The organism is Devosia soli, assembly GCF_000970455.1.
GTDB classification, from domain to species: domain Bacteria; phylum Pseudomonadota; class Alphaproteobacteria; order Rhizobiales; family Devosiaceae; genus Devosia; species Devosia soli.
On the sequence record NZ_LAJG01000035.1, the window covers coordinates 1 to 22180 of the forward strand.

Below are 22180 nucleotides of genomic sequence, written 5' to 3' on the forward strand. Positions count from 1 at the left end.
GACCCGATCCCATCCCGAACTCGACCGTCAAATCCCTCCGCGCCAATGGTACTAAGTCTCAAGACTTGGGAGAGTAGGTCACTGCAAGGTCTGCCAAAAACACATCACCTCTTTACAAAACCAAACCAAAAAGCCTCCGCACATAAGCGGAGGCTTTTTGCGTTCCAACGGTCAAACGCGAACGTTGCTCCGGGATCCCGGCTACAAGGCGCTATCGCCATGAAGGCGGCGCAATTCGAGCATGGTCTGCTCCCGCTCCCTTCGTGATCGTTCGAAGATCGTATTCTGGTGAAACACGAAATTTTCCTCGAGCGGCCAGACCCGAAAATCTTTTGGAAATCTGACTCCTTGCATTTGGCAAAGAGGGCTCGGATGCGCCCCGGAAGACCGCGCGCAAGCGGCCGCTCTGCCCGCTTTCCAATCGGAATCAAGCCTTCGTCCCATCCAGTCTGCAAGGGACGATATCGGCAGGACGTTTTGACTGTGGTCTTTTCCCAAAGGCACTAAAGAGGATTTGCACTTTGGCAAATAACTATGCCTTAAGGCGCGAACCTTAGCCAATGGTGACAATGCGATGCGGGTGCTGGAGCGTGGTCGCCGAAGCTCGCGAAAAGCGGTTAGTGCGTTCGCGCGATGTGGTACGCCAGCTGGGTGATCGAAAAGCTATTGGATCTGGCGGCGGCAGCGGACACGCGTGATGGCGATTGGGAGGGTTTGAGCTTGACCTTGCGTCCTGAGCCGCCATGCTGAAGCCCAGTTTCGGTTTCATTTGCGTTGGTTATGCAGTTCATCATTCGCCTTTTCTTCGTTGCACTTCTCTTTGTCTCGCCTGCTGTGGCGCAGGTGCCCGGGATCTCTCCGGCGCCCGCGGAGGCCGAAAGTGCGGATGCGGGGTCGACGCAAGCGGTCGACGATCTCGTGCGCATTCTTGAGGACGACACGGCGCGGGCAGCTCTGATCGAGCGGCTAAAGCAGGCAGCGCCGGCGGAGGATGCGGCACCGGCCGAAGAGGCGCTGCCCGATCTCAGTATTGCGCGGCAACTGGCCGAATACACGCGGAGCGTGGCGCAGGGGGCATCGGCCACGGTGCGAGCGGTCGGTGGGGTTTTTCTCAACTTCCGCCAGGCGATCAATGGCACGCTTAATGCCGATTATGAGCTGATCAGGACGCTGGGCATCAATCTCGGCATCGTGCTTGTCGGGCTGTTTGGCAGTTTTTGGCTGTTCAAACTGTTGGCACAGCCGGTGCTGGCGAAAATTTCGCAGGGCCGCAAGAAGGGCAATGTTTGGAAAAAGCTTGGCATCGTCATCGTCGGAACGGCGATCGATACGCTGACGGTGGTGGTGGCCTGGGCCTTTGGTTATGTGCTTGCGCTCAATTTCGGGACCACGCCAAACGGGGAAATGGGGATCAACCAGAGCCTGCTTCTCAACGCGTTCCTGCTGGTCGAGCTTTGCAAGCTCGTGATTCGCGTGCTGCTTGCCCCGCGGCATATCGAGTTGCGGTTCCTTCCGGTAACGGATGCCAATGCTGCCTATTGGTCATTCTGGTTGGCGCGAGTGATTTCGCTTCTCGGCTATACATTCATGTTCGTCGCCCCGATGGCACGGACGACGATCTCGCCGGCAGCGGCCGCGGCGATCCAGGTGCTGGTGATGGTGACCGCCGTCGTTGTCGGGGTCATCATCGTCTTGCAGAACAAGGACGATGTGCGGATCTGGTTGTCCGAGCTTTCGGTGAGGCATGGCCATTCCGGACTCTGGCGGGTGCTGGCGGCCGTGGGGCAACATTGGCATGTGCTGGCCATCACCTATCTGCTCGCGCTCCTGGTTGTATGGTTTGCAAATCCCGACGATGCCCTGCCGTTCATGCTGGGGGCGACGCTGCAATCGTTGATCGCTATCGTGGTTGGGTCATTGATCGTCGGGTTCATCAGCCGGTTCGTCAATGTGGGCTTGAAGCTGCCGGAGGATGTCAGTCAGCGCCTGCCGCTGCTTGAAAGCCGGCTCAAGGCCTTTGTGCCGGCGGTGATGGCCGTGGTGCGCTGGGTGGTGATTGCCGGGGTGATCATCGCTATCGGCCAGGCCTGGGCGTTGTTCGACTTTGCCGGCTGGATCGGGAGCGACGAGGGGCTGTCGGTGGCCGGATCCATCGTTTCGGCGGCGCTGATCGTCCTCATCGCGATTATTCTCCACGTCGTCGTCGCCTCTTGGGTCGAATACCGGCTCAGCGCCAATACCGGGCGGATGCCGACGCCGCGCGAAAAGACGCTGCTCAATCTGTTCAAGAACGCCTTTACCGTGGCGCTGGTGATTTTCGGGCTGATGCTGGCCTTGGCCCAGATCGGGGTCAACATCGCGCCGCTGCTGGCCGGTGCCGGTGTCGTCGGCCTTGCGATCGGTTTTGGCGCGCAAAAGCTGGTGCAGGATATCATTACCGGCATCTTCATCCAGTTCGAGAACGTGATGAACGAGGGCGACGTCGTCGAGGCTGCGGGCAAATCGGGCGTGGTCGAAAAACTGACCATACGCTCGGTGACAATCCGCGACATGAGCGGGACGGTGCATCTCATTCCGTTCTCATCGGTCGATCAGGTGTCGAACATGATGCGCGGCTTCTCGTTCTATGTGTCCGAGGTCGAGATCGCCTATGACAGCGATATCGACGGCGCCAAGCAGGCGATGCGCGACGCCTTTGCCAAGGTAATGGAAAACCCCGAATATCGCGACGTGATCCTCGATGATCTCGATCTACAGGGGCTGATCGCCATCACGCCGCAATCGGTGTCGTTGCGCTCGCGCATCAAGACGCTGGCTGGCAAGCAATGGGGCGCCGGCCGGTTTTACAGCGAGACGCTGATGCGGCTTTTTGCCGAGCGCGGCATCGAAACGCCGACCCCGAAGGTCCGTTACCTGCAGGGCAAGGGCGAGCATGCTGGCCATGGCGACATGCCCATGGGCGAAGTGCCGGCCTGAGCCAATTCAGCAAAGCGTGCTTGAAATCATTGTGATCGCCCCCAGGCACTGCCTTAAGGCGATCTTAATCGGATGCGTTAATTCTTTGATACGCGCGCTTGTTGCAGTTAAGCCGGCGCGCTCGTGACTTTCTGGTAGCGCGTATCACGAGGCTCGACATGATCCGATCTCGACTGAGCAAGCTGGTGCTTGCCTTGACCTTCCTTTCCGGAGCGGCCTTGCCTGCCCTGGCGAGCGCCGATTTCGTGCGCGGCCTTTGGCCCGATGCCCAAGCCAATGGCGTCAGCCGGCAGGCGTTCGAAGCCTCCTTCGCCGGCTATTCGCCGGACGCCAAGATCATGGAGCTGACGCGCAAGCAGCCCGAATTCAGCCAGACGGTGCAGCAATATATCGCCAAACGCGTCACCGATGCGCAGGCAGCCAAGGGCCAGGGCATGGCGCGCGAATGGAGCCAAACGCTTGCCGGGGCCGAGCAGCGTTTCGGTGTCCAATCGGAAATCGTGCTCGCCATCTGGGGCATGGAGACCAATTTCGGCGGCTTCATGGGTGGCACCAACACCATTTATGCGCTCGCGACCCTGACCGAGAACGGCTATCGCCCGGACTTTTTCCGCAAGGAGTTGCTGACGGCGCTGCGGATCGTATCCGACGGGCACGTGCAGCCCAACGACATGATCGGTTCCTGGGCCGGGGCCATGGGGCACACCCAGTTCATGCCCTCGAGCTTTATGCGCTATGCGATCGACTATAATGGCGACGGGCGCAAGGACATCTGGAATTCAGTGCCCGACGCGCTGGGCTCGACGGCCAATTATCTCAATGCCTTCGGCTGGCGGCCAGGGGAGACCTGGGGCTACGAAGTCAAGGTGCCGGCAGTTTTCGACTTCGCCAAGGCCCGGCAGCTTGAAAAGGCACCGCTCGGCCAATGGCAGCAGATGGGAATCAGCCGGGTTTCGGGCCGGCCCTTCCCGCGGGCCGGAGACATGGCTCGGCTCTATATGCCGGCTGGCGCGAGCGGCCCGGCCTTCCTGTTGCTGCCGAACTTCGATGTGATCAAGCGCTACAACAATTCCGACAGCTATGCCCTGGCCGTGGGGCATCTTGCCGACCGCATCCTCGGTGGCGGCGAATTTGCAACGCCCTGGCCGAGCGGGGACTTTGCGCTCAACAAGGCGCAGCGCGCCGAATTGCAGGGTCTTCTCAGCCGCGCGGGTTATGATGTCGGCTCGCCCGACGGCGTCGTCGGGCCGAAGACGCGGGCGGCGGTCCTCGCCTTCCAGACGCGGGCCGGCCTGCCCGCGGACGGGTACATTTCCGGGCTGCTGCTCGACAGGCTCAAACGTTAGGTCACTTCGGCGTTAACCTTGTATTAACCATAGGCGCGCAGACTCGAGGGGCTTAAGTAGAGGGCAGGCTAGCGCCGGACGGTGCGCCTGCCCTCGCCCATTTCGGGTGCCATAAATAGATCCGCATCGTGCCGCAGGGTGCGATCGCCCTTCAGCCACGATCAGTCCGATATGACCAGAACTCGCATCCTTGCCGCCCTGGCGGTTCTCGTTTTCCTGCTGCCGATCCAGGCGCATGCCGTGTCGGTGATGGACCCATTCAACCTGCCGGCTGCCATGGATGGCGGCACGTCGAAGGTGGGCGATGGCATCGCCTATGCCACCGGGCCGCGGCACAAGCTCGACGTCTATGCCCCCGATCAGATGAACGGGCCGGCGCCGGTCGTATTCTTCATCTATGGCGGCGGCTGGAGCCGCGGGGAGCGCAGCGACTATCAGTTCGTCGGGCGGGCCTTGGCATCGCGCGGCTTCGTGACGGTGATCGCCGACTACCGCCTCGTGCCGGAAGTGCGCTTCCCCGATTTTATTTATGACAGCGCCGCGGCGCTGCGCTGGGTACAGGACAATATCTCAGCCTTTGGCGGCGACCCCAACCGGCTGTTCCTCGCCGGGCACTCGGCCGGCGCCTATAATGCGGTGATGCTGGCGCTCGATCCGTCATACCGGCAGCAGTTCGGCGTAACCATTCCGATCCTGGCGGTAGCCGCACTCTCGGGGCCCTATGACTTCTACCCCTTCGAATATAGCGAAGTGAAGGAAGCGTTCGGCTATGCGCCGAGCCCGGAAGGGACGCAGCCGATCAACCTCATCACTTCCGACGCGCCGCCCATGTATCTGGCGTCCGGCACGACCGATCCGATCGTTCGCGTCCAGAACACCAATCATTTTGCCGAGCGGCTGCGGGCGCAGGGCGTCTGGGTGACCACGCAATATTACGAAGGTTTCGGACATATGGAGCCGGTGATCGCCATGGGCGCCCTCTGGCGCTGGCGCATGCCTGTGCTCGACGACATGGTCGGCTTTTTCCAGCGCTTCGGGGCCTTCCCGAGCGGCGTGCCTTATGTCGCCGTGGCGCCGGAAGCGCCCGAGCAATTGCCGGAAGCGATCGCGCCGATGGATCAGATCGTTTCCCAGCTTAATTCGATGTTTCAGCCGATCGAGGAATAAGGATCGGTCCCATCCGATCGCTTCTGCCGGGTGATCTCACCGGGAAAGCTGGATTGCCCGGACGAGCCGGGCAATGACGGTGGATGCGGACGAGTGAGGCTGGTTCGGCCAGCCTGACTTGGCTCACGGCCGGTTAGGTTCGATGACCACCGAAGCTGCGGAACGCTTGTTGGGGCCGTGGAAGACGGCCTCGATATTGTTGCCGTCCGGGTCGATGACGAAGGCGGCGTAATAGCCCGGATGATAATCGCGCTCACCCGGCCCGCCGTTGTCGGTGCCACCGGCGGCGATTGCTGCCCTGTGAAAGGCGGCGACCATCGCCTCGTCGCGCGCCTGGAAGGCGAGGTGGACGTGGCTGGGCAGGATATCGCCCGGGGTTTGGTCGATAAAGAGTTCGTCGGCCTGCATCCAATCCTTGCCAGAGGCCGTGATGGGAATGCCGAGCACTTCCAGAATAGCGGAATAGAATTTTCGGGTCTTTTCGAAATCATGGGCGCGCAAATGCACATGATCGATGAGACGTCCTGTATGATAGGCCATTGCACCAAAACCCTAAAAAGCAAAAACCGGACAGCAAAACGCCCGGACAGGCCGGGCGTTTCAAACTTCGACGATTTACTCGGCTTCGTTGGCCGGGGCCGAATTGAGCTGGCCGTATTTTTCGGCGCCGATCTTGTCGAGAAGATCGAGCTGGGTCTCGAGGAAATCGATGTGGCCTTCTTCGTCGGCGAGAAGATCTTCGAAGAGGTTCTTCGAGACATAATCGCCAAGGCTCTCGCAGAGTTCGCGGCTGGCCTTATAGGCAGCGCGGGCATCGTATTCGCCTGCAAGGTCGGCTTCGAGCACTTCCTTGATGGTCTGGCCGATGCGCAGCGGGGCAACGCGCTGGAGATTGGGGTGGCCTTCAAGGAAGATGATGCGCTCGATCAGACGATCGGCGTGATGCATCTCTTCAATGGATTCGGCGCGTTCCTTTGCGGCGAGCTTCTTGTAGCCCCAATCATCCAGCAGGCGATAATGCACCCAATACTGGTTGACGGCGCCGAGTTCGAGAAAGAGGGCTTCGTTAAGCCGCTCGATGACCTGTGCTTCGCCTTTCACGACGTACTCCACTGCGTTGCTTTTTGAGCTTTTCTAGCCCAGTCTGGAACGTGACGACGTCTCCAGGCGGATGAGCATTCTGGGCGTGATAATTCTCTGTGACCTGGACGATAATGTCCACCACATTCGGCACGCAGCCCGCGCATTTCGCGCGGCGATTGAGTTCGCTATAGACCTTTGCCGGAACGACGAGCTGCCACGGATCGGCCTTGAGCAAGTCCAGGACGATGTCCTCGATCTCCTTGGAGGTGATCATGTTGCACTGGCAGATGAGCATAGCTTGGGCCGGAACGTCTTCTCAACGGGCGGCAATAAACGCTCCGCATAGTTGAATGTCAACATCATAATTGCCGCAGCCCAGGGCCGGGCACAGGCAGCTTGGCGCGTGTACGGGGCGGGCTCGGCAAGGAATATCGCCCACTCCCTTTTTCTTGTCGCAATAGGTTGGATAGAGTGGGGACAAAGCCGGCTTGAGCTTGCGGGAGAGCAACATGAGACTGACAAAGCCCACCAGACACACGCCCCTTCTGATTGCAGGCGCCGCGACGGCGCTGTTGCTGCCGATGGTGCCGGCCATGGCCGGGCCGGCTGCGGACGCCTGCGCGGCGGAAGCAGCCAGCCAGTATGAAATCGGTTTTGAGGATATCGGGCGGGAAACCTGGGACATCGATACCCAGGCAGCGATCAAGGCATGCAGCGAAGCGCTGAAGGCCGAGCCGACTTCGGCCCAGGTCAAGGGCTGGCTGGCACGGTCCTATTTTGCAGCCGGCGACACCGAAAGAGCCCTGCCGTTGTTCAAGGAAGCGGCCGAAGACGGCAGTGTGGTCGCGCTTGCCATTTATGGTGACATGCTGACGACGGGCGATGGCGTCGAGCAGGACATGGAGCAGGGCGCCGAACTCTTGCGGCGCGGCGCGGAGGCGGGATTTGCGCTGGCGCAGAACAGCCTCGGGCTGTCCTATGATTTCGGCGAGGGCGTCGAACAGGACTACAATGAAGCAGCGCGCTGGTATCGCGCGGCAGCCGAACAGGGCATGCCCAAGGCACAGTCCAATCTGGGACTGATGTATCAGGAAGGGCTCGGCGTGCCGCTCGACTATGTCGCGGCCGCAGCCTGGTTCGAACGCGCCATCGATGGCGGCGATGTTTCGGCGCAGGTCAATCTGGGCAAGATCCTGCAGGATGGCCTGGGCCAGCCTGCCGATCTCAAGCGGGCGGCCGAACTTTACCGCCTCGCCGCCGACCAGGGCGACATGTATGGCCAGAACAACCTCGCCTTCCTTCTTGAAAATGGCGAGGGCATCGAGGCCGATGTCGAGGAAGCCGCGCGGCTCTATCAGCTTGCCGCGGACCAGGGCATGGCGCTCGCAAAACATAACCTGGCGCTGCTTTATGAAGACGGTCGCGGCGTCAAGCGCGACTACGACAAGGCGATCGCGCTTTATCGCGAGGCGGCCGAAGGCGGGGAAATGCGCGCCGCGGTCAATCTGGGCCTGCTCTATCTCGATGGCACCGGCACCGATGTCGATTATGCCGAAGGGCTCAAATGGACAAAGATGGCGGCCGACCAGAACCAGCCGATCGGGCTTAACAATATGGGCCACATCTATGAGAACGGGCTTGGCGTCGATGTCGATCTCGACCTGGCGCGGAGCTATTATGAGCAATCCGCCGCGCTGGGCTACGAGCTGGCGGTGGAAAATCTGGCGCGCCTCGACCAGGGTGGCGCACCGACGCCGAGCAGCGGCGGCAAGATCAAGACCAAGTAGGCTTTTGCAAGCCTGACCAAAGGGCGTGGGTGACTAGAAGTCGCCCGCGCCCTTTTCTTTTGCGGCGGAGGCCTGCTTGAGCTTTTGCCGGTGGCGCGCGGCAATGACGGCGGCGGAAGCGGCCGTCCGGTGGGCGGTCGAGAAAAATTCGCGATGGGCAAGGATCAGCACGGTGGCTAGGCACGCAGCCACAGCGAGCCATTCTGAGACGAACCAGGCGACTGTCGCGACCGCAAAATAATAGGCGCGGATACCGGAATTAAAGTTTTGGGCGCCCAAAGCGTTCATGCGCGTGATGGCGTCGATCTCTTCTTCGCTGGTGATGCGATCATGTTCGAGCGCGCCGAGCATGATGCAGAAATGGTTGAACTGACGAAGCGAGAGGGTGAAGGCGAAGAAGGCGAGGACGAACATGGCGAGCATGACCATGAGATGGGCCTGCACATCGCCGACAGTGAAGCGATTGTCCGGAGAGATGCTCGACAGGGTCTCCATCAGCGTCGAGAGCTGGCCGAAGACGGCAAAGACGGCGAGCGCCAGGAGCACGGATGTCGAGGCAAGAAAGCTCACCGAGCCCATGATATTGCCCGAGAGGATCGCGTCGAACGGGCTCTCGCGCAGCGTGGCGTTGGAGACCCAGCGGCGGCGCTGCATGTTCATGATGCTCGAAAGCGACGGCCGGCGCTTTTCAACGAGCGGCACGAGAAGATTATAGGCGAAATAGGCGATGAGCGGGAAAAGCGAGGTAAAAAGCGTCGTCGTCACGTCTGGCCCCCAAGCGTGCGGATCGCGGCCATCATAGCCTGATTTGAGGCGCTGTGCGCGCCTCAGAGTGGCCGGGGATGGCGGCGGAAGGCAGCGGCGATGTCATCGAGGACGGCTTCGGAAAGCGTCACATCGACGGCGCCGAGATCATGCGCCAACTGTTCAGTACTTGTAGCGCCAATGATGGTGCAGGTGACGAAGGGGCGGCCGATGCAGAAGGCGATGGCCATCTGGGCTGGGTCAAGACCATGCTTGCGGGCGATCGCGAGATAATCGCGGGTGGCAACTTCCGAGAATTCGTTGAGGCGCCAAAAACCCTTCTGATAGTCCTTGCGGCTTCCAGCGGGGGTGGCGCCATCAAGATATTTGCCGGTCAGCATGCCGGCGGCAAGCGGGGAATAGGCGAGAAGGCCGACGTCCTCGTGGTGGCTGAGCTCGGCGAGGTCATGGTCGAAGAGCCGGCGGAGAAAATTGTATTCGTTCTGGACGCTGGCAAGGCGCGGCAGGCCCCTGGCTTCGGCGATGCGCAGCCATTGAGCGATGCCCCAGGTGGTTTCGTTGGAAACGCCGATGGCGCGGATTTTTCCGGCCTTTACGAGGTCGCCGAGGACGTCGAGCATGTCTTCGAGATTGGCAAGGACATCGGCCGTGTCCTGATTTTGCGGGGCGTAGCGCCAGTAGTTTTCGAAGTGATAATGGCCGCGGCTCGCCCAGTGGATCTGGTAGAGGTCGAGATAATCGGTCTTGAGCCGCTTGAGGCTGCCATCGACGGCTTCGCGGATCGAGGCGCCGTCGGCGCGGTGCCCGCCGCGCAGGAAGCTATTGCCGCCCCCTCCGATCTTGCTCGCGAGCACCCACTGGTCGCGATCCTTGTTGGCGGCGAACCAGTTGCCGATGATCTCCTCGGTGCGGCCCGACGTCTCGGGGCTGCCGGGGACGGCATAGAGCTCGGCGGTGTCCATGAAATTGATGCCGGCATCGCGCGCCATGGCGATCTGGGCATGGCCTTCGGCCTCGCTATTCTGGCTGCCCCAAGTCATGGTGCCGAGGCAGATTTCGGTGACCTCGATCCCGGTGCGTCCGAGCGTTTTCATCTTCATGGCCATGGGGCGCAATCCTCGATCTGTCGCAAAGCGGCCGGACCCTAGCGCCAAGGCGGTGCTGAGCGGAAGTCCACATGGGATCAAGCCGTCCGGCTAGCGGGGTTTTCCACAAACCGACTCGCCCAAGCACCTGATTTTGCTGGGCTCGTAAGGGCAGTGTCAAAAAACCGTCACCACTTTTGCTTTGGGGGTTGAGGTCTTGGGCGGGACCCCCTATATACCCCTCACACGGCGCCGAGGCGCGGTGTTTGACGCGGGATGGAGCAGCCCGGTAGCTCGTCAGGCTCATAACCTGAAGGTCGCAGGTTCAAATCCTGCTCCCGCAACCAATGAACCCAGTCAGCTTGTCGCTGACTGGGTTTTGCCTTTTCTGGGGCCCGTATGGCGGCGCTTAATCTGAGTGAATGCGTAGGAGACCGCGTGGGCTTAGTTCCCTGCGGTCAAGAGCCGTGCGATGCTTTGGGCATCTCGCTGGTGGACAGGGGCCCGATGGCCTAGAACCGACTGGATATAAAGCCTGGAAAGATGATGGACGCTTCGCTCGGCATTGCCAAATCCCTCACGGGTATCGAAGGTTTCGACGATCTGACGCTGGGCGGTTTGCCCAGTGGGCGTCCGTCCCTGGTGTGCGGCTCCGCCGGCTGCGGCAAGACGCTTTTTGCGACGACCTTTCTCGTTCATGGCGCGCGCGACTATGACGAGCCGGGGGTGTTCGTCACCTTCGAAGAGCGGCCCGTCGATATTGCCGCCAACGTCGCTTCGCTCGGCTTCGACATCGATGACCTGATCGCCAAAGAGAAGATCTCGATGGAGCATGTCGAACTCGATCCGCAGGAAGTGGCGGAAGTGGGCGATTTCGATCTCGAAGGCCTGTTCTTGCGGCTCGAACTGGCGATCGATGCCATCGGCGCAAAGCGGGTCGTGCTCGACACAATCGAGAGCCTTTTCTCAGCCTTTACCAATCAGGCCGTGTTGCGCGCCGAACTGCGCCGGCTCTTCGACTGGCTCAAGGACAAGGGAATGACGACGGTCATCACCGCCGAACGGGGCGACGGCACGCTGACGCGGCAGGGGCTCGAGGAATATGTGTCGGACTGCGTGATCCTGCTCGATCATCGTGTCCAAAACCAGATTTCGACCCGCCGTATGCGCATCGTGAAATATCGCGGCACGGCACATGGGACCAATGAATATCCATTTCTGATCGATCGGGACGGCTTTTCGGTGTTGCCGGTCAGCTCGCTCGGGCTCGATCATAAGGTTTCCGACGAGCGCATCGCTTCGGGCATCAGCGATCTCGATGCCATGCTCTCGGGCGGCGGCTTCTATCGCGGCTCCTCGATCCTTGTTTCGGGTGTTGCCGGTTCGGGCAAGTCGACGCTTTCGGCAAGCTTTGCCCATGCCGCGGCCGAGCGGGGCGAGCGGGCGATCTATTTTTCCTTCGAGGAATCGGAAGGCCAGATCATGCGCAACATGCGCTCGATCGGCCTCGACTTGGCGCGCTATGCCGATGCCGGCCTTATCCGCTTCATTTCGGCGCGGCCCACTTTTTACAGCCTTGAAATGCACCTCGCGATCATCCTGCGCGAAGTGATCAAGTTCGATCCTCAGGTCGTGGTGCTCGACCCCATCTCTGCCTTCATGGAAAGCGGGGACCGGCTCGAAGTGCAATCGATGCTTCTGAGGGTCGTCGATTTCCTCAAGGGGCGGGGCATTTCGGCGGTCTTTACCCATCTCAATCACAACCAGGATGGCGTGGTTGCGACCGATGCGGGTCTTTCTTCGCTGATGGATGGCTGGATCCTGATGCTCAATCGCGAAGCTAATGGCGAATTCAATCGGGAGCTGTATCTGCTCAAGGCGCGCGGCACGGCCCATTCCAATCAGGTGCGCGAATTCGTGATGAGCAGCGAAGGCATCAGCCTCCTTCCGCCTTATCTCGGCGAAACGGGCGCGCTAACCGGTTCGGCCCGACGCTTCGAGGAAGCCAAGACGCGCCGGCTCGAAATCGAGCGGTTGAACGAGGTCGACCGCGCGCGCAAGCAGATCGAGGCGCGCCGCCGCCATGCGATGGCGCAGATCGATGCGCTCAAGGCGCAGATCGACGACGATGAGGCGGAACTTGCAGGCGTGGCGGCGTCCGAAGCCGACTATCGCCGGCGGGCTGCCGCGGACGCACTGGAAATGCAGAAGAGCCGTCGCACCAGCGACGGGGAATAGGGATCGACATGACAGAAGCGTCAAACCCGAAGAAATTGACCCTTTATGTGGCGGGGCAAACACCCAAATCGCTGGCGGCCATTGCCAACCTCAAGACCATCACCGAGGAGCACATGCCGGGTCAGTATGAAATTGAAGTGGTGGATCTGAGGCAGAATCCCAAGCTTGCCAAGGAACACAGCATCGTTGCGATACCGACGCTCGTGCGCGAATTGCCCGTGCCGATCCGCAAGATTATCGGGGACCTTTCCGATATCGAAAAGGTACTGGTCAATCTCAAGGTCCAGGGCGAATGAGCGACGAAATCGCCGAACTGCGGCGGCGGCTTGCGGAAGCGGAGGATACGCTGCGGGCCATCAACCAGGGCGATGTCGACGCGCTGGTGGTGGGTGAAGCCAACGACCCCCAGGTCTTTGATATCGGGGGTGGCGCAGACGCCTATCACGCCTTCATGGAGGTGATGAATGTCGGTGCGGTGGCGATCGACCAGGATGGGCGGGTGCTTTATGCCAATGCCAATCTCGGCGGCGCGCTGGGGCTGACGCATAATTCGCTGCAGGGCAAGCTGATGAGCGAAGTGGCGCCGGCTCCGGTGGCGCTGGCGGTCGATCGTCTCCTCGTGCCCCCGCTCGTGGGGCCGGTTTCGACCGAGGTCAGCTTCGAGCGCGGGGGCGAGCAGCTCCACTTCATTCTCGCGGCAACGCCCTTGCGCCTGTCAACGACGCTTGGCGTCGCCGTCACCTTTACCGACGTGACCGAGCGGGTGCGCGCCGAGGCGGCCGAGCAGAGCGAGCGCGCCGCGCGGGCAGTGATCGCCTCGGCCAATGAGGCCGTTTTGGTATGCGATCGCCAGGGCATCATCACGCATGCCAACGGCGCGGCGCATGCCGTTTTTTCAGGCGAGCTTCTCGGAAGAGTTTTTGCCGAAGCCGTGCCGCTCGTTTTTCCCGATGCGACAGGGCTCATCACTGCCGAAGATATCGTGCAGATGGCCATCCAGGGCACCGCAGTGCAGGGCGTCGAGGCCCATGCGCCCAATGCCCCCAAGGTCAAGGACTATCTCGTCAGCGCGGCGCCATTGCAGATCGGCAATGATGCAATCAGCGGCTGTGTCGTCACCATGGTCGACATGTCCCAGCGCAAGGCTGCCGAAAAGCAGCAATTGCTGTTGATGCGGGAACTCGACCATCGCGTAAAAAATACTTTGGCGCTGGTGCTCTCGATTTCGAGCCGCACGCTGCATCACGAAGATACGCTCGAAGGCTTCCAGAAAGCCTTTACCGGCCGCATCCAGGCGCTGGCGGCAACGCATAACCTGCTGGCCGAAAATTCCTGGACCAACCTCACCATCGAAGACGTGGTGCAGAGCGAACTTGCGCCCTACACAAGCGGTGCTGCAGGGCGGCTCGTGACGCGCGATCTCGGCCGGCCAATGGCGCCGCGGGCGGCAATCGCCTTCGGGCTCGTTATCCACGAACTGGCGACCAACGCGACCAAATATGGTGCGCTGTCGGTGCCAGGCGGTCAGTTGACCGTGCAGCCGCTGCCGCCGCGCGAAGGGGACGATCGGTTCATCATCGAATGGCGCGAAAGCGGCGGGCCGCCCGTCAAGGCGCCGACGCGGAATGGGTTCGGCCAGACGGTCATCGCGCGGAGCCTTCAATATTCGGCCACCGGCGGCGCCGAGGTTGAGTTCGCGCCCGAGGGGCTCGTCTGCCGCATCGCCCTGCCGCTCGAGGATCTGCACTAGGCCTATCAACACGCAATCAGGCAGCAACGCCTGGATACCCTCTGCCGTTATCGCGGCAAAGAGGAGGGCCAGATGAGCCAAAGCCATTTCATCGTCTGCCAGCGGAACGACGCCTGGCAGCATACCAATCGCGGCAGCGTTTCGGCACCGTTCAAGACACGGGAAGAGGCGGTGCAGTCCGCTATCGAGGATGCGCGCAATTCCGGCGATGCGGATGCCGAGGTGATCGTTCAGGAACCCGATACGCAGACGCATACGGTCTGGCGGAGCGGGGGCGAGACGGAAGACACGGATCAGCCGCGCGAGGATTAAGCGGTCTTATTCGGGTCGATCCCAAGGCGCGATCGGTAGATGGCGTTTATGGGCCGTGGCGCGATAGCGCGCGATGATCGCCTCGGCAACGGCGGGAGCCACCTCCTTGCCTTCGAGGAAATCGTCGATCTCATCATAGGTGAGGCCATAGGCGTCTTCGTCGGGACGCAGCGGCGCCAGATCTTCGAGATCGGCGGTCGGTACTTTCATTACGAGTTCGGACGGTGCGCCGAGATGGGCGGCGAGGGCACGGACGCGGCGTTTGGTGAGGCCGGCAAGCGGCAGAATATCGGCTGCGCCGTCGCCGAACTTGGTGAAAAAGCCCATGACGGCTTCGGCAGCATGATCGGTGCCAATGACGAGGCCATTAAGGCCACCTGCCAAGGCATATTGAGCGACCATGCGCTGACGCGCCTTGACATTGCCGCGCAGAAAATCGGCCTGGGCGGCGTTCTTGGGGGCAAAGCCGGCGCTTTCGAGCGAACGCCAGAGGGCATTGGTGGCTGGCGCGATATCGATCTCGAAGGTCGTATCTGGCTTGATCGCCGCAAGCGCGCGCTCGGCATCGGCGGCATCGGCCTGGATACCGAAGGGTAGGCGCACGGCGATGAAGCGGGCATCGATGCCGGAGGTACGCAGGTCCCTTACGGCGCGCTGGGCAAGAAGTCCGGCGGTTGTCGAATCGACGCCGCCGCTGATGCCGAGCACCAGTGTCTGGAGGCCCGAGCGGAGGAGGCGGGTACGCAAAAATTCGATGCGCCGCTCTGTTTCGCGTGCGGCCTCGAAGTCCGGGGCCACATTGAGGGCCTTGATGATGTCGGTTTGGCTCGTCATGGGCAGAGGGCTTCCGGCGGCAGGTCAGGAGGGCTCAAAGGTGAGCTTGGCGGTAAAACAGATATCGCGACGATGATCGCAAACCGTGACAGAAAGAAAGAGCTTTCCGTCACGCGGGATTTCCTCGGCGGCGATTTCGGCCAGCGCCTTGACCGCCTCGCGCTTTGCCGTTGCGAGGTCTGCAAGCTCTTGGCCGGTGGTGTCGTCGTTGACGACATCGTTCTGGGTAAAATCGAAGTAGAACAGCGGCATAGCAGCACCCTCCGCTCCGAGAATTAGGCGCTACGGTATTGCGTTCCTTCAAAAATGTGCGGCTGTCACAACTTTGCGGGATCGACCCGGCCAACGCGGCGGTCGAGATAGTGCAGATAGCTCGGATCGAACTGGGCCAGCGCACGCAACTCTTCCCAGGCAAGGATCGTCACCACCTGCTGGTCGAAATCGAGCAGGCCCCGCCGCCGCAGATCCTGCAGGGTGCGGTTGGTGTGCACCACTGAGGTGCCGAGAATATCGCTTAGGTCGGTCTGGGTGAGGGGGAGGGCAAAGCTATTGCCATCGGCAAGGCCGGCCATGGATTGGCGAATATAGAGTTCGCAGAAAAGGTGGGCCATGCGGGAGGCAGCATCGGCCTGCCCGAGCATAAGCATCCAGGCACGGAAAGCAGCAGCGTCGATCAGCGTGTCGCGCCAAAGGAGGCCGATCAGCGAAGGCGCCCGCATCAGGGCGTCCTTGACCGCGTCATGAGGAATCCGCGCGACGATGCAATCGCTGATGGCACCCAGGGTATGGTCCATCTTGGGGAGGTAGAGGCTATGAAGATCGGGAATGTCGCCCGAGGTGTGGAGCGAGAAGATCTGCCGGTTGCCATCAGGAAGGGTTTTGGAGCGATAGGCATAGCCTTCAAGGATCAGGCAGCAGCTCGTTGAAATCTCCCCATCGGGGATGATTTCGCTGCCACGCGTATAAAAACGCTCCTGGACGGGCAATGCGGCCAGAGCCACCTTATCGATTTCGGTGACTTCGCCGATGGTCTCGAGCCGGATGATCAATGCTCTAATAGCGCTGTTCATTTTTGTCCTGAGGTCTTTCCGATGACGCATAACGTTCGGCGCGCGCGATGGTCGCAACCGTCTTTCCGCTTTGTCATCCGCGATTCGTCTTGCACCGGTAGCGTGAAACAAAGCACAGGGATGCACCAGAGGCAGCGCTGATCTTAACCACGGGGCTCTAGCCCGTTTGCGGGCCGCGCCTTACTGTGCTCTAGGACAGATACATCGGAATTTATGGGGTTTAGCGTGAGCGTGGTCGTTCCTGTCATTCTCGCCGGGGGTCAGGGGACCCGCTTGTGGCCGAAGTCGCGCTCGGCGCGGCCCAAGCAGTTCATCGACCTGATCGGGGAGACGAGCCTTTTTCAGCAGACGCTGGAGCGGGTGAAGGACGCCGGTCGCTATGGTGCGCCGATCGTCATCACCAATGCCGAATATCGTTTCCTCGTTGCCGAGCAGGCGCAGGAGCGAGGGATTGCGCTTGGGGCGATCCTGCTTGAACCGGTAGCGCGGAACACCGCGGCAGCGATCGCGGCGGCGGCGCAGGTGGCGGTGAGCCAGGATGAAAACGCGATCATCCATGTGCTGCCATCCGACCATCTCATTCCGGCCAGCGCCGACTATTTTGGCGCGGTGGATGATGCGGCGCTCGCGGCACGCGACGGGCACCTCGTGACGTTTGGGATTACGCCGGATCGCCCGGAAACCGGGTATGGCTATATCGCCATCGGCGAGGCACTCAGCCACAGCGCGCATAAGGTTAAGGCCTTTGTCGAAAAGCCGAACCATGAAAAAGCGCAGGAAATGCTGAGCACTGGCGGCTTTGCCTGGAACTCGGGCATGTTCATGCTGCCGGCCAAGGTGTTTCTGGCCGAATGCGAAAAGCTCGCGCCGGAGGTGTTTGCTGCAGCACGCGGCGCCGTTTCGGCAGCCAAGCGCGACCTCGACTTCATTCGTTTGGATGAAGCAGCGTTTGCGGCTTCGCCCAATATCTCGGTCGATTATGCGATCTTCGAGCGTACAGCGAAGGCGGCGGTGCTGCCGGTGTCGTTCGAATGGTCCGATCTCGGCGCCTGGGACGCGGTCTGGAAGGGCCACGAGCGGGACGAGAAGGGCAATGCCGTTTCGGGTCCGGCACTGGTGTCCAATTCCACCAATTCGCTGGTGGTCACCGATACGGCGCACGTGGTTGTCGATGGGCTCGACGATGTGGCCGTGATCGCAACGGAAGATGCGGTGTTCGTCGGCCGGCTGAGCCAGGCGCAGAATGTCGGCGCCATCGCCAAGCAGTTGAAAGCCGATGCGGCGACGCGGCCACTGACCGAGACGCACAAGACATCATACCGGCCTTGGGGCGGGTATTCGTCGATCCTGATGGGCGAACGCTTCCAGGTGAAGAAGCTCTTTGTGAAGCCCGGCAAGAAGCTCTCTTTGCAGAAGCATCATCACCGGTCCGAGCACTGGGTGGTCGTGCGGGGCACCGCTGAAGTGACGGTCGATGGCACCGTGACGATGCTGGCGGAAAACCAGTCGATCTATCTGCCGCTCGGCTGCACGCACCGGCTGGCCAATCCGGGCAAGATCGAGCTCGAGCTGATCGAAGTGCAGACCGGGTCTTATCTCGGCGAAGACGATATCATCCGGATCGAAGATGAGTTCGGACGGAACTGAGGAGCTTTCAAGGCTTGCTGCGTCATCCTTCGGGATGGCGCACCTGGCGTAGGGTGACGGCCTCAGATATTTTCAGCACGCCACCACATTGACGGCCAATCCGCCCTGGCTGGTTTCCTTATATTTCTCGCTCATGTCGGAGCCGGTCTGGCGCATGGTCTCGACGCAGGCATCAAGGGGGACGGCGTGAATGCCGTCGCCTTTCATGGCGAGCGAGGCAGCGGTGACGGCCTTGACTGCGCCGAAGGCGTTGCGCTCGATGCATGGGATCTGGACCAGGCCGCCGACCGGGTCGCAGGTCATGCCCAGATGATGCTCCAGGGCGATCTCGGCAGCATTTTCAATTTGCTCGGGCGTGCCGCCCATGATTGCGCAAAGACCGGCGGCAGCCATGGCGGAGGCCGAACCGACCTCGCCCTGGCAGCCGACTTCGGCCCCGGAGATCGACGCATTGTGCTTGATGATGCCGCCGACGGCTGCGGCGGTCAGCAGGAAATCATGGATGGCGGCTGGGCCGGTGCCGGCCTGGAATTGCACGGCATAGCGCAGGACGGCGGGGATGACACCGGCAGCGCCATTGGTCGGCGCGGTGACCACACGGCCGCCGGCGGCGTTTTCCTCGTTGACCGCCATGGCAAAAAGGCTCAGCCAGTCATTGCCCATCAGGGGGTCGATTTCGTTGCGCTGCCATTTTTCGGCAAGCTGACGGTGGAGCGCCTTGGCGCGGCGGCGCACCTTGAGGCCGCCAGGGAGTTGGCCATCCTGCACCAGCCCGCGATCGATGCACCCCGACATGGCGGTCCAGATGGCGTCAAGACCATCGTCGAGCTTGCGGCGGGAGAGACGCACTTCCTCGTTGGCGCGCTTCATGGCGGCGATGGAGAGGCCGGAGCGCTTCGCCATGTCGAGCATTTCAGCCGCGTTGGCGAAGGGCCAGGGGACGTCATGCGGAATCGCAGGCGCGTCCTTGAGCGCAGCCAGTTCGTCGCTCGAGAGGACGAAGCCGCCGCCGATCGAGAAATAGGACCGGCGCAGAAGCAATTGGCCGTCGGTATCCCAGGCGCAGAACTGCATGCCGTTGGGATGGCCAGGGAGGGGCGTGCTGGTATCGAGAACGAGATCGACCGCAGGACGGAAACGATAGCTCGGGTGACCCGGTGGCGTGACGCGGCCGCTGTCGCGGATTTCGGCAATGATGGCGTCCATGCGATCCGGGTCGACGTCGCGCGGATTTTCCCCTGCAAGGCCGAGAATGACCGCCCTGTCGCTGCCGTGACCAAGGCCGGTGAAGGCGAGAGAGCCATGAAGGCTCGCGGTGATGGCAGCGGGACGCGCCTGACGCGCACGAGGCCAGTTGCCGTCGCGGAGTTCGCCAAGAAACCGGCCCGCGGCGCTCATCGGGCCCATTGTGTGCGAACTCGATGGGCCGATGCCGATCTTAAAGACGTCGAAGACGGATAAAAACATGGTCTCATCATAGTGTGTGCCAAGGCGCGCGGCAAATGGCGAGGATTGTTCCTTAATCGGCAACAGAGCGTGGCGCTGCGGCGCGATTGCCGCGGAAAGACGATTGCCGATATCGAAGTGGTGACGACAGAGGAGACTTGCCATGTCCGCCTATCATGCCCGCCGCGCCGAAGGCGCCACTGCCGACGCGCCGCTCATTTTCCTTTTTCATGGCACCGGCGGCGACGAGAACCAGTTCTTCGATCTCGCCGGCGAACTTGTGCCGGGCGCAGCGCGCGTGGCACCGCGGGGCGATGTCAGCGAAGGTGGGGCGCTGCGTTATTTTCGACGGACCGGCGAGGGCGTCTACGATATGGCGGACCTCGGCCAGCGGACTACGGCCATGGCCGAATTCGTGCGCAGCGAAATTGCGGCGCGCAAGCCGCGCCTGGTGTTGGGCCTTGGATATTCCAACGGCGCCAATATCCTCGCCTCGATGCAATTTGCGGCGCCGGATGTTTTCGACGCCACCGTGCTGATGCATCCGCTTATTCCGTTTGCTCCAAAGCCCGGCGATTTTGCCGGCCGCAAAGTTCTGATTACGGCGGGCCAGCGCGACCCGATCGCACCGGCCCAGGCGACGCAAGCCCTGGCGGACTATTTCAATACCCATGGCGCCAGCGTCGATCTTGTCTGGCATCCGGGCGGCCATGAAATCCGACGCGAAGAGCTGCTCGCCGCACAAAATTTTCTCAGCCGGTAAAGAATTTTCGGGGCGGTTTCCGTCTCGTTAACGAAGTCTAGACGGCGGAGCAGGGATAGTACGGACCTCGTAATTACCCTGATTTCGCCCGTGGATTTCGGAATGTCTTTCCGTCGCCAGATTGCCGACAGCCTGCGCGCCCGCGTGCTGGTTTTCGTGCTTCTGGGTTTTGCTGCCGTTGCCGTGCCCGCTTATTTCGCCTTCCAATGGGTCGTCAATTCGACTGTCGTGCAACTCGGCACGCTCTTTGCGGAAAAGCAGGTGCTTTATGACCGCCATCGTGGATTGGGCACCCTGATCCGCGAAGTGTCGCTTGCCGAAACGCTGGCCGGAAGCCAAGCGGTGCGCGATTGGGCGCAAGACGAGGACGACCCGGAGCGGCGGCGCCGCGGGATTGCCGAACTCGAGCATTACCGACGGTATTTTGCCGATGGCTCTTATTTTTTCGTCGTTGCAGATTCTGGAAACTACTATTTCAACGATAGTGCCAATGCCTATGCCGGCGACCAGTATCGCTACACGCTCGACCCGCAGAACCAGGACGATGCGTGGTATTATTCGGTCTTGTCGCTTGGCGAAGGCTGTCACCTCAACGTCAACAACGATGCCAACCTGCGCGTCACCAAAGTCTGGATGAATTGCGTCATCCGCGAGGGTGGGAAGGTCCTGGGTGTGCTGGGCACGGGTATCGACCTCTCCTCCTTTATCCAGGAAGTCGTCAATGTGCCCCAGCGGGGCGTCACCTCGATGTTCGTCGACCGGCAGGGGATGATCCAGGCGCATCGCGACGAAACCCTGGTCAGTCTTGCCAATTTCGAAGACGGCATCGACAGCAAGCGGACGGTGTTTTCGCTCGTTTCCGGGGCAGGAAACGACGAGACGCTGCGCCGGCTGATGGCCGATGTCACGAGCGGCGGCATGCTGGCGGATTCCGCCTTCGTCACAGTCAATGGCAAGGAAACGCTGGTCGGCATCGGCTATCTCGACAAGCTCGGCTGGTACAATGTCACCTTCATGGACATCGATACCATTATCGACCGGCGGCTCTTCGTGCCGATCGGGCTGTTGCTGGCCGCCATCATGGCAGTGGTGACGATTGTCCTCGTGCTGGTGTTCAAGCGGGCGGTGCTCGATCGGGTTAGCCGGCTGGAGCATGTGGTGCAGAAGGCGCGCGTGGGCGACTATGCGCCGGCGCTTGGGCTTGCGGCCGGGCGGCAGGACGAGATAGGGCGCCTTTCGACAGCGCTGGCGCAGATGGCTTCGCGGGTGGACGACAATACGCGCCTCCTCGAAGCGCGCGTTCACGAACGGACCGAGGAGCTCGAAAGGCTCGCTTTCCGGGATGCACAATCGGGCATTCTCAACCGCCGCGGCTTTGCAGACGCCCATGCGCGCGCCATCGCCAAGGGAGGCGCGTATGGCATCCTCCTCGTCGATGTCGATCATTTCAAGCAGATCAACGATGGCCATGGGCACGCTGCGGGCGATGCGGTCATCGTTGCAGTGGCGCGGCGCATCGAGGCGACCATCGGGCCGGATGCATTCTGTGCGCGCTGGGGCGGGGACGAGTTCATCGTGCTCCTGCCCAATGGCGGTCCGACGAGCCTTCGCGTCAAGGCGCACGAGATCATGCGGGCAGCGGTGGGAGAGGGTATCGATATCGGCCCGAACGCAACCATCCCCGTCTCGCTCAGCGTGGGCGCATACCTTGCCGAAGGCGGGGATACGCTCGATGTGGCGACGGACATGGCAGATGCTGCGCTTTACACCGCCAAGCAAGAAGGCCGAGGCCGGGTGGTGGTCTTCGACAAGGAAATGCGTCCGAGCCCGCGCCGCCATGTAGCCTGAGATCGGGCTTGACGCAGCTGCCGCGGATCAGTCCTATCAGCCCGTCCAATTGCCGGAGGGTGA

Annotated in this window: 20 protein-coding genes, 1 tRNA gene and 1 rRNA gene; 13 read left to right on the top strand and 9 right to left on the bottom strand. The window is 61.5% G+C overall.

Translation table 11 applies throughout. The features are described 5' to 3' along the window. The 4 genes from rrf to VW35_RS16105 all read left to right on the top strand — a co-directional run. Positions 1 to 90, top strand: a 5S ribosomal RNA gene (gene rrf, locus VW35_RS22320); the annotation flags it as partial. 690 nt (positions 91 to 780) lie between these two features. Continuing rightward, positions 781 to 2976, top strand: coding sequence for a mechanosensitive ion channel domain-containing protein (locus VW35_RS16095; RefSeq protein WP_052951799.1), 2196 nt, complete (start codon positions 781 to 783; stop codon positions 2974 to 2976). Between the two features lie 158 nt (positions 2977 to 3134). Then, entirely contained in the window at positions 3135 to 4322 is a 1188-nt protein-coding gene (locus VW35_RS16100) for a lytic murein transglycosylase (protein ID WP_046144125.1), read from the top strand. Between the two features lie 171 nt (positions 4323 to 4493). Further along, on the top strand, positions 4494 to 5489 hold the full coding sequence (locus tag VW35_RS16105; RefSeq protein WP_244465927.1) for an alpha/beta hydrolase: 996 nt from the start codon (positions 4494 to 4496) through the stop codon (positions 5487 to 5489). Between the two features lie 123 nt (positions 5490 to 5612). On the opposite strand, the gene VW35_RS16110 is transcribed toward VW35_RS16105, so the two are convergent. From VW35_RS16110 to VW35_RS21085, 3 genes are all read right to left on the bottom strand, one after another. Beyond that, positions 5613 to 6029 (bottom strand): VOC family protein, encoded by a 417-nt coding sequence (locus VW35_RS16110; RefSeq protein WP_046144126.1) that lies wholly within the window; start codon positions 6027 to 6029, stop codon positions 5613 to 5615. Between the two features lie 75 nt (positions 6030 to 6104). Continuing rightward, the gene (bfr, locus tag VW35_RS16115; protein WP_046144162.1) at positions 6105 to 6590 is read right to left on the bottom strand and encodes a bacterioferritin; all 486 of its coding nucleotides are present in this window, start codon (positions 6588 to 6590) and stop codon (positions 6105 to 6107) included. Next, the gene (locus tag VW35_RS21085) at positions 6556 to 6867 is read right to left on the bottom strand and encodes a (2Fe-2S)-binding protein (RefSeq protein WP_083982918.1); all 312 of its coding nucleotides are present in this window, start codon (positions 6865 to 6867) and stop codon (positions 6556 to 6558) included. Before VW35_RS21085 ends, bfr begins: the two co-directional genes overlap by 35 nt. A 214-nt stretch (positions 6868 to 7081) precedes the next feature. Between VW35_RS21085 and VW35_RS16125 the strand changes: the two genes are divergently transcribed. After that, on the top strand, positions 7082 to 8359 hold the full coding sequence (locus VW35_RS16125; protein ID WP_052951800.1) for a tetratricopeptide repeat protein: 1278 nt from the start codon (positions 7082 to 7084) through the stop codon (positions 8357 to 8359). Between the two features lie 33 nt (positions 8360 to 8392). Here VW35_RS16125 and VW35_RS16130 read toward each other — a convergent pair whose 3' ends face one another. Both VW35_RS16130 and VW35_RS16135 read right to left on the bottom strand, forming a co-directional pair. Next, entirely contained in the window at positions 8393 to 9124 is a 732-nt protein-coding gene (locus VW35_RS16130) for a DUF599 domain-containing protein (RefSeq protein ID WP_083982920.1), read from the bottom strand. Between the two features lie 62 nt (positions 9125 to 9186). Continuing rightward, positions 9187 to 10224 carry an aldo/keto reductase gene (locus tag VW35_RS16135; protein ID WP_046144165.1) on the bottom strand — a complete coding sequence of 346 codons (1038 nt, stop codon included), beginning with the start codon at positions 10222 to 10224 and terminating at the stop codon, positions 9187 to 9189. 255 nt (positions 10225 to 10479) lie between these two features. Here VW35_RS16135 and VW35_RS16140 point away from each other — a divergent pair. The 5 genes from VW35_RS16140 to VW35_RS16160 all read left to right on the top strand — a co-directional run bounded on the left by VW35_RS16140 (position 10480) and on the right by VW35_RS16160 (position 14509). Continuing rightward, positions 10480 to 10556: transfer RNA gene (locus tag VW35_RS16140), tRNA-Met, on the top strand. Between the two features lie 199 nt (positions 10557 to 10755). After that, positions 10756 to 12447 carry a circadian clock protein KaiC gene (kaiC, locus tag VW35_RS16145; RefSeq protein ID WP_046144166.1) on the top strand — a complete coding sequence of 564 codons (1692 nt, stop codon included), beginning with the start codon at positions 10756 to 10758 and terminating at the stop codon, positions 12445 to 12447. An 8-nt stretch (positions 12448 to 12455) separates the two neighbouring features. Then, entirely contained in the window at positions 12456 to 12743 is a 288-nt protein-coding gene (locus tag VW35_RS16150) for a circadian clock KaiB family protein (RefSeq protein ID WP_046144128.1), read from the top strand. Further along, positions 12740 to 14197 (top strand): PAS domain-containing sensor histidine kinase, encoded by a 1458-nt coding sequence (locus tag VW35_RS16155; RefSeq protein ID WP_046144129.1) that lies wholly within the window; start codon positions 12740 to 12742, stop codon positions 14195 to 14197. The genes VW35_RS16150 and VW35_RS16155 overlap by 4 nt, the downstream gene beginning before the upstream one ends. A gap of 72 nt (positions 14198 to 14269) precedes the next feature. Beyond that, on the top strand, positions 14270 to 14509 hold the full coding sequence (locus VW35_RS16160; protein WP_046144130.1) for a DUF2188 domain-containing protein: 240 nt from the start codon (positions 14270 to 14272) through the stop codon (positions 14507 to 14509). 6 nt (positions 14510 to 14515) lie between these two features. On the opposite strand, the gene nadE is transcribed toward VW35_RS16160, so the two are convergent. From nadE to VW35_RS16175, 3 genes are all read right to left on the bottom strand, one after another. Further along, on the bottom strand, positions 14516 to 15343 hold the full coding sequence (gene nadE / locus VW35_RS16165) for an ammonia-dependent NAD(+) synthetase (protein ID WP_046144131.1): 828 nt from the start codon (positions 15341 to 15343) through the stop codon (positions 14516 to 14518). A gap of 24 nt (positions 15344 to 15367) precedes the next feature. Then, positions 15368 to 15595 carry a DUF6894 family protein gene (locus VW35_RS16170; protein WP_046144132.1) on the bottom strand — a complete coding sequence of 76 codons (228 nt, stop codon included), beginning with the start codon at positions 15593 to 15595 and terminating at the stop codon, positions 15368 to 15370. A 65-nt stretch (positions 15596 to 15660) separates the two neighbouring features. Further along, entirely contained in the window at positions 15661 to 16413 is a 753-nt protein-coding gene (locus VW35_RS16175) for a Crp/Fnr family transcriptional regulator (RefSeq protein ID WP_046144133.1), read from the bottom strand. 213 nt (positions 16414 to 16626) lie between these two features. On the opposite strand from VW35_RS16175, the gene VW35_RS16180 reads away from it, so the two are divergent. Beyond that, positions 16627 to 18060, top strand: a complete 1434-nt coding sequence (locus tag VW35_RS16180; protein ID WP_046144134.1) for a mannose-1-phosphate guanylyltransferase/mannose-6-phosphate isomerase — start codon at positions 16627 to 16629, stop codon at positions 18058 to 18060. 72 nt (positions 18061 to 18132) lie between these two features. Here the strand turns inward: VW35_RS16180 and VW35_RS16185 are convergent, their stop codons facing one another. Further along, the gene (locus tag VW35_RS16185) at positions 18133 to 19527 is read right to left on the bottom strand and encodes an L-serine ammonia-lyase (RefSeq protein ID WP_046144167.1); all 1395 of its coding nucleotides are present in this window, start codon (positions 19525 to 19527) and stop codon (positions 18133 to 18135) included. A 142-nt stretch (positions 19528 to 19669) separates the two neighbouring features. Between VW35_RS16185 and VW35_RS16190 the strand changes: the two genes are divergently transcribed. Then, positions 19670 to 20269, top strand: a complete 600-nt coding sequence (locus tag VW35_RS16190) for an alpha/beta hydrolase (protein ID WP_046144135.1) — start codon at positions 19670 to 19672, stop codon at positions 20267 to 20269. A gap of 102 nt (positions 20270 to 20371) precedes the next feature. Continuing rightward, on the top strand, positions 20372 to 22117 hold the full coding sequence (locus VW35_RS16195; protein ID WP_046144136.1) for a sensor domain-containing diguanylate cyclase: 1746 nt from the start codon (positions 20372 to 20374) through the stop codon (positions 22115 to 22117). Positions 22118 to 22180 lie beyond the last annotated feature (63 nt).

Excerpts from the sequence above, each read along its gene's own strand:
- VW35_RS16125 (WP_052951800.1), top strand. The coding sequence starts at position 7,082 with ATGAGACTGACAAAGCCCACCAGACACACGCCCCTTCTGATTGCAGGC.
- VW35_RS16180 (WP_046144134.1), top strand. The coding sequence starts at position 16,627 with ATGGGGTTTAGCGTGAGCGTGGTCGTTCCTGTCATTCTCGCCGGGGGT.
- VW35_RS16110 (WP_046144126.1), bottom strand. The coding sequence starts at position 6,029 with ATGGCCTATCATACAGGACGTCTCATCGATCATGTGCATTTGCGCGCC.
- VW35_RS16135 (WP_046144165.1), bottom strand. The coding sequence starts at position 10,224 with ATGAAGATGAAAACGCTCGGACGCACCGGGATCGAGGTCACCGAAATC.
- nadE (WP_046144131.1), bottom strand. The coding sequence starts at position 15,343 with ATGACGAGCCAAACCGACATCATCAAGGCCCTCAATGTGGCCCCGGAC.
- VW35_RS16185 (WP_046144167.1), bottom strand. The coding sequence starts at position 19,527 with ATGTTTTTATCCGTCTTCGACGTCTTTAAGATCGGCATCGGCCCATCG.
- VW35_RS16160 (WP_046144130.1), top strand. The coding sequence starts at position 14,270 with ATGAGCCAAAGCCATTTCATCGTCTGCCAGCGGAACGACGCCTGGCAG.
- VW35_RS16105 (WP_244465927.1), top strand. The coding sequence starts at position 4,494 with ATGACCAGAACTCGCATCCTTGCCGCCCTGGCGGTTCTCGTTTTCCTG.
- VW35_RS16095 (WP_052951799.1), top strand. The coding sequence starts at position 781 with ATGCAGTTCATCATTCGCCTTTTCTTCGTTGCACTTCTCTTTGTCTCG.
- VW35_RS16155 (WP_046144129.1), top strand. The coding sequence starts at position 12,740 with ATGAGCGACGAAATCGCCGAACTGCGGCGGCGGCTTGCGGAAGCGGAG.
- VW35_RS16175 (WP_046144133.1), bottom strand. The coding sequence starts at position 16,413 with ATGAACAGCGCTATTAGAGCATTGATCATCCGGCTCGAGACCATCGGC.
- VW35_RS16195 (WP_046144136.1), top strand. The coding sequence starts at position 20,372 with ATGTCTTTCCGTCGCCAGATTGCCGACAGCCTGCGCGCCCGCGTGCTG.
- kaiC (WP_046144166.1), top strand. The coding sequence starts at position 10,756 with ATGGACGCTTCGCTCGGCATTGCCAAATCCCTCACGGGTATCGAAGGT.
- VW35_RS21085 (WP_083982918.1), bottom strand. The coding sequence starts at position 6,867 with ATGCTCATCTGCCAGTGCAACATGATCACCTCCAAGGAGATCGAGGAC.
- VW35_RS16170 (WP_046144132.1), bottom strand. The coding sequence starts at position 15,595 with ATGCCGCTGTTCTACTTCGATTTTACCCAGAACGATGTCGTCAACGAC.
- VW35_RS16190 (WP_046144135.1), top strand. The coding sequence starts at position 19,670 with ATGTCCGCCTATCATGCCCGCCGCGCCGAAGGCGCCACTGCCGACGCG.
- VW35_RS16100 (WP_046144125.1), top strand. The coding sequence starts at position 3,135 with ATGATCCGATCTCGACTGAGCAAGCTGGTGCTTGCCTTGACCTTCCTT.
- VW35_RS16150 (WP_046144128.1), top strand. The coding sequence starts at position 12,456 with ATGACAGAAGCGTCAAACCCGAAGAAATTGACCCTTTATGTGGCGGGG.